13 protein-coding genes are annotated in these 13,121 nt (G+C 69.8%); 11 read left to right on the forward strand and 2 right to left on the reverse strand.

Annotated features, from left to right (window positions below; all coding sequences use genetic code 11):
• Nucleotides 1–18: 18 nt before the first annotated feature.
• Together ACWH43_RS10545 and ACWH43_RS10550 are read right to left on the reverse strand one after the other, a co-directional pair.
• Complete coding sequence (locus ACWH43_RS10545) at nt 19–369, reverse strand: HesB/IscA family protein (RefSeq protein WP_158443339.1); 351 nt, start codon at nt 367–369, stop codon at nt 19–21.
• A 106-nt stretch (nt 370–475) separates the two neighbouring features.
• The gene (locus tag ACWH43_RS10550; protein WP_260349323.1) at nt 476–646 is read right to left on the reverse strand and encodes a hypothetical protein; all 171 of its coding nucleotides are present in this window, start codon (nt 644–646) and stop codon (nt 476–478) included.
• Here ACWH43_RS10550 and ACWH43_RS10555 point away from each other — a divergent pair.
• The 11 genes from ACWH43_RS10555 (at nt 566) to serS (ending at nt 13,121) form a co-directional block, all read left to right on the forward strand.
• On the forward strand, nt 566–1,723 hold the full coding sequence (locus tag ACWH43_RS10555; protein WP_260349322.1) for a deoxyguanosinetriphosphate triphosphohydrolase: 1,158 nt from the start codon (nt 566–568) through the stop codon (nt 1,721–1,723). The two genes, ACWH43_RS10550 and ACWH43_RS10555, sit on opposite strands and share 81 nt — an antisense overlap.
• Before the next feature lie 35 nt (nt 1,724–1,758).
• On the forward strand, nt 1,759–3,525 hold the full coding sequence (gene argS, locus ACWH43_RS10560) for an arginine--tRNA ligase (RefSeq protein WP_158443411.1): 1,767 nt from the start codon (nt 1,759–1,761) through the stop codon (nt 3,523–3,525).
• A gap of 97 nt (nt 3,526–3,622) precedes the next feature.
• Nucleotides 3,623–5,224, forward strand: a complete 1,602-nt coding sequence (locus ACWH43_RS10565) for an SPOR domain-containing protein (RefSeq protein WP_377785395.1) — start codon at nt 3,623–3,625, stop codon at nt 5,222–5,224.
• A gap of 224 nt (nt 5,225–5,448) precedes the next feature.
• Nucleotides 5,449–6,543 (forward strand): TRAP transporter substrate-binding protein, encoded by a 1,095-nt coding sequence (locus ACWH43_RS10570; protein ID WP_158443336.1) that lies wholly within the window; start codon nt 5,449–5,451, stop codon nt 6,541–6,543.
• Nucleotides 6,544–6,723: 180 nt separating this feature from the next.
• On the forward strand, nt 6,724–7,734 hold the full coding sequence (gene nagZ / locus ACWH43_RS10575) for a beta-N-acetylhexosaminidase (protein WP_158448236.1): 1,011 nt from the start codon (nt 6,724–6,726) through the stop codon (nt 7,732–7,734).
• Between the two features lie 124 nt (nt 7,735–7,858).
• A complete protein-coding gene (locus tag ACWH43_RS10580) occupies nt 7,859–8,689 on the forward strand; it encodes a segregation and condensation protein A (protein WP_158443335.1) in 831 nt (276 codons plus the stop codon).
• Between the two features lie 2 nt (nt 8,690–8,691).
• Entirely contained in the window at nt 8,692–9,369 is a 678-nt protein-coding gene (scpB, locus tag ACWH43_RS10585) for an SMC-Scp complex subunit ScpB (RefSeq protein WP_260349729.1), read from the forward strand.
• Between the two features lie 282 nt (nt 9,370–9,651).
• Nucleotides 9,652–9,891: a twin-arginine translocase TatA/TatE family subunit gene (locus ACWH43_RS10590; RefSeq protein WP_158443333.1), complete on the forward strand. Its 240-nt coding sequence runs from the start codon at nt 9,652–9,654 to the stop codon at nt 9,889–9,891.
• 213 nt (nt 9,892–10,104) lie between these two features.
• The gene (gene tatB / locus ACWH43_RS10595; RefSeq protein ID WP_260349681.1) at nt 10,105–10,803 is read left to right on the forward strand and encodes a Sec-independent protein translocase protein TatB; all 699 of its coding nucleotides are present in this window, start codon (nt 10,105–10,107) and stop codon (nt 10,801–10,803) included.
• Complete coding sequence (gene tatC, locus ACWH43_RS10600; RefSeq protein WP_158448235.1) at nt 10,800–11,609, forward strand: twin-arginine translocase subunit TatC; 810 nt, start codon at nt 10,800–10,802, stop codon at nt 11,607–11,609. The genes tatB and tatC overlap by 4 nt, the downstream gene beginning before the upstream one ends.
• Before the next feature lie 210 nt (nt 11,610–11,819).
• Complete coding sequence (gene serS / locus ACWH43_RS10605) at nt 11,820–13,121, forward strand: serine--tRNA ligase (RefSeq protein ID WP_158446558.1); 1,302 nt, start codon at nt 11,820–11,822, stop codon at nt 13,119–13,121.

A 13,121-nucleotide genomic window follows, 5' to 3' on the forward strand; every position in this document is an offset into this window, starting at 1 on the left:
GGGAGCGCCGCCGGCGCTTCAGATCGCGAAGGACGTCCCGCAGCCGCAGGAGCTGGTCGCGTTCGGGTTGGTGATCCGGAAGGACTGGCCGACCAGGTCGTCGACGAAGTCGATGGTGCAGCCGGCGAGCAGGTCGAGCGAGGTCTCGTCGATCAGGACGGTGGCGCCGTCGCGCTCGATGACGAGATCGTCCGGCGCCTTCTCCCGCTCGACGTCGAAGACGTACTGGAAACCGGAACAGCCGCCGCCGGAGACGCTGACGCGGAGCATCGAGCCGGGAGGCTCCTGCGCCATCACGGAGAGGATGCGCCTGGCGGCGTTGGCAGTTACTTCGATGCCGCGCGGATTGACCGCGAGATCGGTCGACATGTTCGGCTCCTCGGCAGATGCTCCTTGCACCCTTGCTGCCCGGAAAGGTAATGGCCCGGCAGCGCCTCCACAAGCAGGCGGGCGCGACGAGGCCGTTATGCCGTCATCACAAGGCCCATTCCCGCGATTCGGCCAGGGCGCCGCCGACCACGAGCCGGGCGAGCGCTGGCGCGCGCCCTATGCCTGCCGTTCCGGTCTGAGCCGCGGGCGGCTCGTCGGCGAGCCGGTTTCTCCCACGCGCGGCGAGTTCCAGCGCGACCGCGACCGCATCATCCATTCGACTGCATTCCGGCGGCTTATGCACAAGACGCAGGTCTTCGTCTCGCATGAGGGCGACCATTACCGCACCCGCCTGACCCATACGATCGAGGTCGGCCAGATCGCGCGCGCCCTGGCGCGGGCGCTCGGGCTTGACGAGGACCTGGCGGAGGCGCTGGCGCTGGCGCACGATCTCGGCCACACGCCCTTCGGCCATACCGGCGAGGATGCTCTCGACGAATGCATGGCCGGCTTCGGCGGTTTCGATCACAACGCCCAGACGCTCAGGATCGTGACGCGGCTGGAGCGGCGCTATGCCGATTTCGACGGCCTCAACCTGAGCTGGGAGACGCTGGAGGGGCTGGTCAAGCACAACGGCCCGCTGCTCGACCATGAGGGGCGCCCGACGGCGCGCTATGCCGAGACCGGCATTCCGGCGGCGATCGTGGAATACCAGCACCGGCAGGACCTCTGGCTCGACAGCTATGCCTCGGCCGAGGCGCAGGCCGCCGCGCTCGCCGACGACATCGCCTACAACGCCCACGACATCGACGACGGCCTGCGCGCCGGGCTGTTCGGCCATGCCGAGCTCAGGGCCGTGCCCTTTCTCGCCGGGCTGCTCGACGAGATCGAGCGGCTGCATCCGGGGCTGGAGCGGGTGCGCGCCACGAACGAGCTGGTGCGCCGCGTCATCACCCGCTTCGTCGAGGACGTGATCGCCGAATCGCAACGGCGCCTGGCCGCGCTGGCGCCGGCCGATGCCGATGCGATCCGGCGGGCGGACGGGCCGGTCATCGCCTTCTCGCCGGCGATCGCGGTGGCCGACCGCGACATCAAGGGCTTCCTCTATCCGAACATGTACCGCCATCCGCGCATCGCGCCGATCAGGGAGGATGCGGCGCAGGTGGTGCGCGACCTGTTCGCGCGCTTCAGCGCCGATCCGGCGGCGATGCCGGCGGAGTGGGCGGCCGGCTGCGCGGAGCTCGACGAGGCGCGCCGAATGCGCCGCATCGCCGACTATATCGCCGGGATGACCGACTGGTACGCACTCGACGAGCATCGGCGCCTGTTTGACGCCACCCCCTCGCTGCGATAGGGCCGGGCGGCTTTTCCTCCATGATCAAGACCGCGATGAACCTGTTCGAGACCTATTCCGCCCGTCTCCATGCCGCGCTTTCGGCCCTGGCCGAGCGAGGCGCGCTTCCGGCCGGGCTCGATCTCGGGCGCGTCGTGGTCGAGCCGACCAAGGATCCGGCGCATGGCGACCTCGCCACCAATGCCGCGATGGTGCTGGCCAAGGAGGCGGGCACCAATCCGCGCGCCCTGGCCGGGCTGCTGGTCGAGGAGCTGGCGAAGGACCCGGAGATCGTCAGGGCCGAGATCGCGGGGCCCGGCTTCATCAATCTGACGCTGCAGCCGGCGGTGTTCACCGCGGTGCTGAAAGCCGCGATCGCGGCGGGCACCGATTACGGCCGCGGCACGCCGAAGCCGGCCCCGCGGATCAATGTCGAATACGTCTCGGCCAACCCGACCGGGCCGATGCATGTCGGCCATGGCCGCGGCGCGGTGTTCGGCGATGCGCTGGCCAGCCTGCTCGCCTTCGCCGGCCATGACGTGACGCGCGAATACTACATCAACGATGCCGGCGCGCAGGTCGACGTGCTCGCCCGTTCCGCTTTCCTGCGCTATCGCGAGGCGCTGGGCGAGGAGATCGGCGCGATCCCCGAGGGGCTCTATCCGGGCGATTACCTGATCTCGGTCGGCAAGGCCCTCGCCGAGCAATACGGGCCGGCGCTGCGCGACAAGGCCGAATGGGATTGGCTTCCGCTCGTCCGCCAGGCCGCGATCGACGGCATGATGGCGATGATCCGCGACGACCTCGCCGCGCTCGGCGTCGTCCATGACGTGTTCTTCTCGGAACGCTCCCTGCAGGGACGGGACGGCAATTCCAACGCCGTGCACCAGACGATCGAGGATCTGCGCGCGCGCGACCTCGTCTATGAGGGCCGCCTGCCGCCGCCCAAGGGCCAGAAGGACGAGGATTGGGAGGACCGCGAGCAGACCCTGTTCCGCGCCACCCGCTTCGGCGACGACGTCGACCGGCCGCTGCTGAAGTCGGACGGCAGCTACACCTATTTCGCCAACGACATCGCCTATCACCGCTCCAAGTTCATGCGCGGCTTCCCCGGCATGATCGACGTCTGGGGCGCCGACCATGGCGGCTACGTCAAGCGCATGCAGGCGGCGGTCAAGGCGGTGACGAACGGGCAGGGCTCGCTCGACGTCAAGCTCTGCCAGCTCGTCCGGCTGCTGCGCAACGGCGAACAGGTCAGGATGTCGAAGCGCTCCGGCGACTTCGTGACGCTGCGCGAGGTCATCGACGAGGTCGGCCGCGACGCCGTGCGCTTCATGATGATCTTCCGCAAGAACGACGCGACGCTGGATTTCGATCTCGCCAAGGTGGTCGAGCAGTCGAAGGACAACCCGGTCTTCTACGTGCAGTACGCCCATGCCCGCTGCGCCTCGATCTTCCGGCAGGCGCGCGAGGCCTTCCCCGATCTCGACCTGTCGCCGGCGGCGCTGGCCGAGGCGGATCTCGCGATCCTGACCGACGAGGCGGAGATCGGCATCGTCAAGTTGATCGCCGCCTATCCGCGGATCATCGAGGCCGCGGCGGCGGCGCATGAGCCGCATCGCGTCGCCTTCTTCGTGCACGAGCTGGCGAGCGCCTTCCACTCGCTCTGGAACAAGGGCAAGGATTCACCCCAATTACGGTTCGTTAATCAAACTGATCGAAAGTCGACCTTGGCGAGATTGGCGTTTGTGCATGCGGTGCGCGGCGTCCTTGCTTCCGGTCTGGCTGTCGCCGGAGTTGCGGCGCCGGAAGAGATGCGCTGACGGTCGCTTTCCGCCGGCGCGCACAAGGTCAGGTTGACCGCACAGAGTTTCCGGCTCTCCATAGGGGGAGGCGGCTTGTGCTGGAATGGATCATGCCATGAGTGAGCCAGCTAGGAATCGTTTCGCGCTCGATCTCGAAGACCTCGAGCGCCAGCTGCGCGCGGCCGGGCAGACGCAGCGTCCCGCTGCGTCGCCGGACCCGCTGGCGGAGCTGACCCGCATCGTCGGCCAGGACGATCCGCTCAAGGACATCTTCGCCGAGCGGCGGCCGCAGGCCGCGCAGCCGGCGATGCGGCAGGAGCCGGGCCTCGCGGTGGTGCCGCCGCGTCCGGCGCCGGTGCCCGCGCCCGTCTCCGAACCGCCGGCCGAACTGCGCGGCGCCCTCGACGAGTTCGAGGCCCTGCTGCGCCGGACGGAGCCCGAGCGCCGGGCCGCGCCGGCGCAGGCCCCGGCCTGGCCGCAGCAGGCCTACCGGCCGCACCAGGCCGCGGCCGAGGACGACGACATTCCGCCCGCGCTGCCCGCCTATGCCGAGCCTGCCTATGCCCAGCCGGGGCAGGGGCATGGCGTCGCCGCCGCCCGCGACCTCGACGAGGAGCAGGGCTTCTACCAGCCGGCCCACGAGCCGGCGATGGCGCCCCATGGCTATGCCGCGGCGCAGCCGGCCTATCAGCCGGACTACGATGAAGACGACATGCCCGATCTCGAGCCGCGCCGCTCGCGCAAGGGGCTCTGGGCCGCCGCCGCGGTGATCGCGATCGGCGTGATCGGCGTCGGCGGGACCATGCTGCTGCGCGGGGGCTCGGCCTCCAAGGACGGGCAGCCGCCGGTGATCGCCGCCGATAGCGGCCCGGTGAAGGTCGAGCCGGCCAATCCCGGCGGCACCGAAATTCCGAATCAGAACAAGCAGATCTACGAGCGCTCGGCCGAGTCCCCGCAGGGCCAGACCAAGCTCGTCGACAACCAGGAGCAGCCGGTCGACATCCAGGAGGCCGCCCGCACGATGCCGTCGCGGGTCGTCCTGGCCGGGCCGGGCGCCGGCGCCGCCGAGGCGGCCCCTGCCACGGCTCCCGCGCCCGATGCGGCGCAGCGCAGCATCGTCATGCCCGAGCCGGCGCTGACGCCGATGCCGGCCGTTCCGGGCCTGGGCGAGCCCCGCAAGGTCCGCACGGTCGCGATCCGGCCCGACGGCACTCCGGCGCAGGCCGCGGCCGCGGCCGATGCCAATGGCAGCCGGCCGCTGGCGACGGGTTCCGCCCCCGCGCGTTCCATCGCCGGCAGCCCCGGCAGCATGAGCCTGCCCCCGGCCGCCGCCGCGCCGCAGCCCGCGCCGAAGGCGCAGGAGCGCGCGACGACGCCGGCCGCGACGACGCCTGCCGCCCCGATGCGCCTCGCCAGCGCGCCGCCCGCCGCTGCTACGGCTCCCGCCAACAGCGCGATTCGCGCCGGCACGGGCGATTTCGTGGTGCAGCTCGGCGCGCCGGGCAGCGAGCAGGAGGCCAAGGCGACCTTCGCGGCCTTGCAGCGCAAATATCCGCAGCAGCTCGGCGGCCAGTCGCCGATCATCCGCAGGACCGAGCTCGCCGGCGGCAAGACGGTCTACCGGCTGCGCGTCGGCCCCTATTCCCGCGACGGCGCGACCTCGATGTGCTCGCAGCTCCAGGCTGCCGGCGGCCAGTGCTTCATCGCCAAGAACTGACGCCGGGGCCCCATACCCCCCGGCAAAGGGCAGCGCTTGCGGCGCTGCCCTTTTTTCTTGCGTTTTCCTGTTTTTTCTCCGCGGGCGGGTCTTGCCGGCGGGGCGGCCGCGGGCCGGGGCGACAGGGCTCTTGCGGCGCCTGAATCCGCATGCGACTTAGCAGTCAACGATGCGCCCGCGGTCTCGGCCGCCATCGCGTTGAAGCATCGAGCGGAGGATGAGCCATGGACCGTCGCAAATTCGTCAAGGTCGCCGGGGCGGGGGCTGCCGGCAGCGCCGTCATCGCGGCGCCCGCCATCGCGCAGTCGCAGCCCAAGATCAACTGGCGGCTGGCCTCCAGCTATCCCAAGAGCCTCGACACGCTCTACGGAATCTCGACCCATGTCGCCAAGCGCGTGGCCGAGGCGACCGACAACAATTTCCAGATCCAGGTCTTCGCGGCCGGCGAGATCGTGCCCGCGCTGCAGGCGCTCGACGCGGTGCAGAACGGCACCATCGAGTGCAGCCACACGCTGTCGAGCTTCTATATCGGCAAGGACCCGGCCTTCGCCTTCGAGACCTCGCTGCCCTTCGGCTTCAACACCCGCCAGCAGAACGCCTGGCTCTACCAGGGCGGCGGCCTCGAGCTCTGCCGCGCCTTCATGAAGGGCTACAACTGCTACACGATCCCCTCGGGCAACACCGGCGCCCAGATGGGCGGCTGGTTCCGCAAGGAGATCAAGACGCTGGAGGATCTGAAGGGGCTGAAGTTCCGCATCGCCGGCCTCGGCGGGCGGATCATGGCGCGCCTCGGCGTCGTGCCGCAGACCATCGGCGGCGCCGACATCTATCCGGCGCTGGAGCGCGGCACGCTCGACGCGGTCGAGTTCTCCGGGCCGTTCGACGACGAGAAGCTCGGCTTCGTCCGGGTGGCGAAATATTACTATTACCCGGGCTTCTGGGAGGGGAACGCCAATGTCAGCTTCCTCGCCAATATGGACAAGTGGAACGCGCTGCCGGCCTCCTACAAGGCGATCGTCGAGGCGGCCTGCGCCGAGGCCAATGCGCTGTGCGTGGCGAAATACGACCATGGCAATCCCGACGCGCTGGTCAGGCTGGTCGGCGCCGGGGCGGAGATGCGCGCCTTCCCGCAGGAGGTGATGGCGGCGGCCTACAAGGAAGCCTTCGCGATGTATGCCGAGCTCGCCGCCAGCAACCCGCAGTTCAAGACCTTCTACGATTCCTTCCTGCCCTACTGGAAGAAGGAGCAGCTCTGGTTCCGCATCGCCGAACTGCCCTTCGACGCCTTCAACGCGCAGAACTTCCAGCAGGTGAAGTGAGACAGAGCGAGTCATCCCGGGCGACCGCAGGTCGACCCGGGATCCATGCCGGAACCTTTCCGATATCGGCTCAGGCATGGATCCCGGATCGCCGCCGCCGAAGGCGGCTTGTCCGGGATGACTTCAAATGCTGCCGTGCCAGCGCTTGACCGCGCCACCACCACTTCCTAACCGGGTGCCATGACCTCGCGCGCCTTCATCGCCGGCTGCCTCGGCACGAGCCTCACCCCGGACGAGCGCGCCTTCTTCCGCGATGCGCGGCCCTGGGGCTTCATCCTGTTCAGGCGCAACACGCAGTCGCCCGAGCAGGTCGCGGCACTGACGACCGAGATGCGCGAGACCGTCGGCTGGCACGCCCCGATCCTGATCGACCAGGAGGGCGGGCGGGTGCAGCGCATGGGGCCGCCGCTCTGGCCGAAATACCCGCCGGCGCGCGCCTTCCTCGCCATCAACGACCCGGTGCGCCAGCGCGAGATCGTCCGGCTCTCGGCGCGGCTGATGGCGCATGACCTCAAGGCTGTCGGCATCGACGTCGACTGCCTGCCGGTGCTCGACGTGCCGGTCGCCGGCAGCCATGACGTGATCGGCGACCGCGCCTATGCCCACGACCCGGACCAGGTCGCGCGGCTCGGCCGGGCGGCGGCGGAGGGGCTGATCGCCGGCGGCGTGCTGCCGGTGGTGAAGCACATGCCGGGCCATGGCCGGGCGCGGGCCGACAGCCATCACGACCTGCCGGTCGTCGAGGCGACGCTCGACGCGCTCCGGGCGCATGATTTCCGGCCCTTCCGCCATCTCGCCGACATGCCGCTGGCGATGACGGCCCATGTCGTCTTCACCGCGCTCGACCCGAAGCATCCGGCGACCGTCTCGCGGAAGATCGTGCGCGGGATCATGCGCGGCGAGATCGGCTTCGACGGGCTGATCATGACCGACGACATCTCGATGAAGGCGCTCTCCGGCTCCTTCGCGGCGAAAGCGCGGGCAGCCATCCGCGCCGGCGTCGACGTGATCCTGCATTGCCACGGCATCATGGAGGAGATGGTCGCCGTCGCGGGCGCCGTGCCGGAGATGAAGGGCGCGCGGGCCCGCCGGGCCGCCGCCGCGCTCGGCCGCATCCGCCACGAGCCGGAGCCGCTCGATCGCGACGCCGCCCGCGCCGAACTCGCGAGCGCGCTTGCGTTGCAGGGCTGAAAGGCCGAATCTGCCCGCGGGGCAGATGAAGTCTTCCCATGCGCTATCATCCCGGGCGACCGCAGGGCCGACGCTGCGGCGGGGATGTCCGCATGGGGACGAGGCGGGGTGAGGGCAGGCCAGCATGACGGCCGAACTGCCATTCGAGGAGGATCGCGCCCGGTCCGCGGGCGAGCCGGCGCTCGTCGTCGATGTCGACGGCTATGAAGGGCCGCTCGACTTGCTGCTCGACCTCGCGCGCCGCCAGAAGGTCGATCTGCACCGGATCTCGATCCTGGCGCTGGCGGAGCAGTATCTCGCCTTCGTCGAGGAGGCGCGGGCGCTGCGGCTGGAGCTCGCCGCCGATTATCTCGTGATGGCGGCTTGGCTCGCCTATCTGAAGTCGCGGCTGCTGCTGCCGGAGCCACCCCGGGGAGAGGAGCCGAGCGCGGCCGACCTCGCCACCTCGCTGGCGCTGCGCCTGCGCCGGCTGGAGGCGATCCGGGCCGCGGCGAACAGGCTCTCCGCCCGCGAGCGGCTCGGACAGGATGTCTTCGCGCGCGGCGCGCCCGAGGAGATCGTCGCCGGCGCCCGGCCGGTCTGGGAGGCGGAGCTCTACGACCTCCTCGCCGCCTATGCCCAGCAGCGGCAGAAGCGGGTGCAGGGGCATATCTCGGTCGGCCACCGCGCCGTCTGGTCGCTGGTCGAGGCGCGCGAGGCCCTGCAGCGGCTGGTCGGCGAGGCCGGGGACTGGACCGAGATCGACGCTTATCTCAACGCGTATATGCGCTCGCATGGATTGCCGGCCGGGGAGATGAGGGCGACGGTGCGGGCCTCGGCCCTGTCGGCCATGCTCGAAATGGTGCGCGAGGGCGTGCTCGATATCCGCCAGGAGGAGGCCTTCGCGCCGATCCATGTGCGCCGCCGCTCCGCCCGGCCGCCGGTCCTGCCCTTTGCCGGACGCGCGGGCCGATGACGATGGCGATGGCGGACGATGCCGGCGAGGCGGATGGCGGTGGGGCCACGGCCTTCGCGCAGGCGCTGCGCGTCGTCGAGGCGCTGCTCTTCGCCTCGACGCGGCCGCTGCCGGCGGAGGAGCTCGGCCGTTCCGTCCCGGCGGGGATCGCCGTCGAGCAGGTCCTCATGCGGCTCGCCGCGCTCTACGCCGATCGCGGCGTCAACCTGCGGCAGGTCGCGGGCGGCTGGGCCTTCCGGACGGCGCCGGATCTCGGCTACCTGCTCGCCGCCGAGGCCGAGCCGCCGCGCCGCTTGTCGCGGGCCGCGCTCGAGATCCTGGCGATCATCGCCTATCACCAGCCGGTGACGCGCGCCGAGATCGAGGAGATCCGCGGCGTCGCCACCGCCAAGGGCACGCTCGACATCCTGCTGGAGGCGGGCTGGGTGCGCCTGCGCGGGCGGCGGCGCTCGCCGGGCCGGCCGGTGACCTATGGCACGACGCCGGGCTTCCTCGACCATTTCGGGCTCGACCGCATCGACGACCTGCCCGGCCTCGAGGAGCTGAAGGGGGCGGGCTTCATCGAGGGGCGCCTGACGCGCGACCTCGCCGTGCCGGTTCCCGACGACGATCCGTCCCTACGCGACGACGAGGATCCGCTGGGCGACCTGTTCTCGCCGCTCGACGACGGCGAAGGTTAGAGCGTCGAAAGGCGCCCCGGGTGTTCCTTTTCCGAGGTTTGCGCCCCATATCGAACGGATGGCGTCCGCATCAGCCGCTGCGGCGCGGCGTCGTCGGCGGGGCCGGGCGGGCCGCCATGGCGCTTCGGCGCAGCGGGAGCGGCGGCCGATCCTGCGATTCCGCTGGACGAAGTCCTTGTGTTTCCGGCGGCAGGTCAATAGGTTCCGCCGCCGAGTGATCGACCGGGTCGCGATTTGGTTGGGGATCGACCCCGGTCAGAGCAATTTCGGAGGAGTTTCGCCATGGGTGGCGTGAGCATTTGGCACTGGATCGTCGTCGGCGTCATCGTGATGCTGCTGTTCGGGCGCGGCAAGGTGTCCGAGCTGATGGGCGATGTCGCCAAGGGCATCAAATCGTTCAAGAAGGGCATGGCCGAGGACGACGAGCCGGCGCCGGGCGCGACCAATGTCGACCCCAAGGTCATCGACCAGACGCAGGCCGGCAACGCCGCGGCGCAGGCCAAGGCCGAGCACAAGGCCTGATGCGGCCGGCGTCCCAGCGACGCGGTTTGGTCATGCGCGTCTTGCGGTATCCGGCCGTTCGCTGCCGGCCATGAGCGCGCTGGGGCCGGGCCCGGCCGGGGCATGACAGCCCCGCCGGCGCATCGGCCTTCGTGAGATTGATAGAGAACGCCTGATCCGATCCGGTTGTCTTCGCCACCCGGTCGGCGCGTGCTCCGAGAGGACGAGCCCTCGATGTTCGACATCGCCTGGAGCGAAATGGTGCTGATCGGCGCGGTCGCGCTCGTCGTGATCGGCCCGAAGGACCTGCCCAGAGTGCTGCGCACGGTCGGCCAGACGGTCGCCAAGGTGCGGCGCATGGCGGCCGAGTTCCAGGGCCAGTTCAACGAGGCGATGCGCGAGGCTGAGCTCGCCGACCTGAAGAAGCAGGTCGAGGATGTCGGCGGCAGCGTATCGAGCGCGCTCAACAGCGACTACAAGCCGATCGAGGAGCCGAAGGACTTTTCCGCCCCGGCCGCGACCGGCGATGTGGCGAAGCCCGACGAGGCGGCGCTGAAGGAGGCGGAAGCCAAGCTCGCCGCCTTGCCGGTGCCCGAACCGCCGCCGCCGCCGGTCGGCCTGGCCGCCGAGACCCCGGCCGTCAAGCCGAAGCGCGCCCGCAAGCCGAAGGCCGAGCCCGCGACCCCGGCCGCCGAGGCCGAGGCTGCCGATCCGGGCAAGGCGGCTGCCGGGCCGGCCCGCGCCCGCCGTGCCAAGGCGGCCGGGGCGGCCAAGCTCGCCGAGATGGAGGCTCCCGCCGCGAAGCAGCGCGTCGCGGCCGCCAAGCCTGCTGCCAAGGTCGCCAAAAAGGCCGCCGCAAGGCCTGCCGGCAAGCCCGGGCCGAAGGCCGCTGTCAAGAAAGCCGCCGTGAAGGGCGAGGGGAGTTCCGCATGAGCGTCGCCAATCCTCGCGAGGGCGAGGACGAGATCGAGGCCTCGCGCGCGCCGCTTCTCGACCATCTGATCGAGCTGCGCTCGCGGCTGATCAAGTCGCTGATCGCCTTCCTGGTGATGTTCTTCATCTGCTTCGGCTTCTCGACGAAGATCTACAACATCCTCGTGCTGCCCTATGTCTGGGCGGCGGGGAGCGCGGCCAATGCGCAACTGATCTATACCGGCCCGCTGGAGCTGTTCTTCACCCATATCAAGGTGGCGGCCTTCGGCGCCGGCTTCTTCGCCTTTCCGGTGATCGCGACGCAGATCTACAAATTCGTCGCGCCCGGCCTCTACAAGAACGAGAAGGCGGCCTTCGCGCCCTATCTGGTCGCGACGCCGGTGTTCTTCACGCTCGGCGCGATGCTGGTCTTCTTCTTCGCCATGCCGGTGCTGATGAAGTTCTCGCTCGGCATGCAGCAGGCGGCGACCGAGACCCAGGCGGGAATCGCGCTGCTGCCGAAGGTCAGCGAATATCTCTCGCTGATCATGACGCTGATCTTCGCCTTCGGCGTCGCCTTCCAGCTTCCGGTGATCCTGACGCTGCTCGGCCAGGCGGGAATCATCGATTCGCAGTTCCTGAAGGACAAGCGCCGCTACGCCATCGTCTTCGTCTTCATCGTGGCGGCGGTGCTCACCCCGCCCGACATCCTGTCGCAGCTCATGCTCGCCGTGCCGATGCTGCTGCTCTACGAGCTCTCCGTGTTCTCGGTGCGGCGCGTCGAGAAGAAGCACGAGGCGGCAAAGGCGGCCGAGGAGGCGGAATAGGGCGCCGCGCCACTCTCCGCGTCAGTGCGGGGAAGCGCAGCGCCGAAGCGTTCCGGCGGCAGCGGGGATGGGCGGTCAACCCGGCCTCCCGGTTGCTCCGCTGCGCCCGCCATGACGGGCCGCCGGGTGATGAAGCCTGTTCCCTCCCGCGCCATCCCGGTCTAGAGCATGCAGCGCTGCATTCCGCAGCGATGCATGGCCTGAAAGACGATGTACGACATCAGATGGATTCGCGAGAACGCCGCGGCGTTCGACAGGGGCTTGACGCGACGGGGGCTGGAGCCGCTGTCGGCCTCGCTGCTCGAACTCGACGACAGGCGCCGCTCCGCCATCGCCAAAGCCCAGGCCACGCAGGAGCGTCGCAACGCGCTCTCCAAGGAGATCGGCAAGGCGATGGGCGCGAAGGATGTCGCGCTCGCCGAAAAGCTGAAGGCCGAGGTCGCGGCGCTCAAGGAGGAGCAGCCGGCGCTGGAGGCGCAGGAGAAGGCCGCCAAGGACGCGCTCGACGAGAGGCTCGGCGCGATTCCGAACACGCCTTTCGACGACGTGCCCGATGGTGCCGACGAGCACGATAACGTCGTGCTGCATGTCCATGGCGTGAAGCCGGAGGAGCGCGGCCTGCTCAAGGGCGTCAACGACCCCAAGCAGCATTTCGAGCTGGGCGAGGCCCTCGGCCAGATGGATTTCGAGGCGGCGGCCAGGCTCTCCGGCGCCCGTTTCGTCGTGCTCCGCAACCAGATCGCCCGGCTGTCGCGGGCGATCGGCCAGTTCATGCTCGACACCCACACGGAAGAGCACGGCTATGCCGAGGTCAACCCGCCGCTGCTGGTGCGCGACGACGCGATGTTCGGCACGGCGCAACTGCCCAAGTTCCGCGAGGACCAGTTCCGCGCCGGCGAGGAGCATTGGCTGATCCCGACGGCCGAGGTCCCTCTCACTAATCTGGCAAGGGAATCAATCCTTTCCGAGGAGGAGCTGCCGCTTCGATTCACCGCGCTCACCCCCTGCTTCCGCGCCGAGGCAGGCTCGGCCGGGCGCGATACCCGCGGCATGCTGCGCCAGCACCAGTTCGAGAAGGTCGAGCTGGTCTCGATCACCGCGCCGGAGACGTCGCGGCAGGAGCATGAGCGCATGCTCGCCTGCGCCGAGGCGGTGCTGAAGAAGCTCGACCTGCATTACCGCGTGATGACGCTGTGCACCGGCGACATGGGCTTCGCCTCGCAGAAGACCTGGGACATCGAGGCCTGGCTGCCGGGGCAGAAGACCTATCGCGAGATCTCGTCCTGCTCGGTCTGCGGCGATTTCCAGGCAAGGCGGATGAACGCCCGCTACAAGACCAGGGACGGCAAGGGGCCGTTCTTCGTCCACACCCTCAACGGTTCGGGCACGGCGGTCGGCCGCGCCCTGATCGCGGTGATGGAAACCTACCAGAACGCCGACGGCTCGGTCACGGTGCCCGAGGTTCTGGTGCCCTATATGCGCGGCGTGACCAAGATCGAGAAGGCGGCTTGA

The sequence above is a fragment of the Allobosea minatitlanensis genome (genome assembly GCF_964020775.1).

Bases quoted from the DNA above. Each gene is read 5' to 3' on its own strand.
- ACWH43_RS10545 (WP_158443339.1), bottom strand. From the start codon at position 369: ATGTCGACCGATCTCGCGGTCAATCCGCGCGGCATCGAAGTAACTGCC.
- ACWH43_RS10565 (WP_377785395.1), top strand. From the start codon at position 3,623: ATGAGTGAGCCAGCTAGGAATCGTTTCGCGCTCGATCTCGAAGACCTC.
- ACWH43_RS10550 (WP_260349323.1), bottom strand. From the start codon at position 646: ATGGATGATGCGGTCGCGGTCGCGCTGGAACTCGCCGCGCGTGGGAGA.
- ACWH43_RS10580 (WP_158443335.1), top strand. From the start codon at position 7,859: ATGACGGCCGAACTGCCATTCGAGGAGGATCGCGCCCGGTCCGCGGGC.
- ACWH43_RS10590 (WP_158443333.1), top strand. From the start codon at position 9,652: ATGGGTGGCGTGAGCATTTGGCACTGGATCGTCGTCGGCGTCATCGTG.
- ACWH43_RS10570 (WP_158443336.1), top strand. From the start codon at position 5,449: ATGGACCGTCGCAAATTCGTCAAGGTCGCCGGGGCGGGGGCTGCCGGC.
- nagZ (WP_158448236.1), top strand. From the start codon at position 6,724: ATGACCTCGCGCGCCTTCATCGCCGGCTGCCTCGGCACGAGCCTCACC.
- argS (WP_158443411.1), top strand. From the start codon at position 1,759: ATGAACCTGTTCGAGACCTATTCCGCCCGTCTCCATGCCGCGCTTTCG.
- tatB (WP_260349681.1), top strand. From the start codon at position 10,105: ATGTTCGACATCGCCTGGAGCGAAATGGTGCTGATCGGCGCGGTCGCG.
- scpB (WP_260349729.1), top strand. From the start codon at position 8,692: ATGGCGATGGCGGACGATGCCGGCGAGGCGGATGGCGGTGGGGCCACG.
- tatC (WP_158448235.1), top strand. From the start codon at position 10,800: ATGAGCGTCGCCAATCCTCGCGAGGGCGAGGACGAGATCGAGGCCTCG.
- serS (WP_158446558.1), top strand. From the start codon at position 11,820: ATGTACGACATCAGATGGATTCGCGAGAACGCCGCGGCGTTCGACAGG.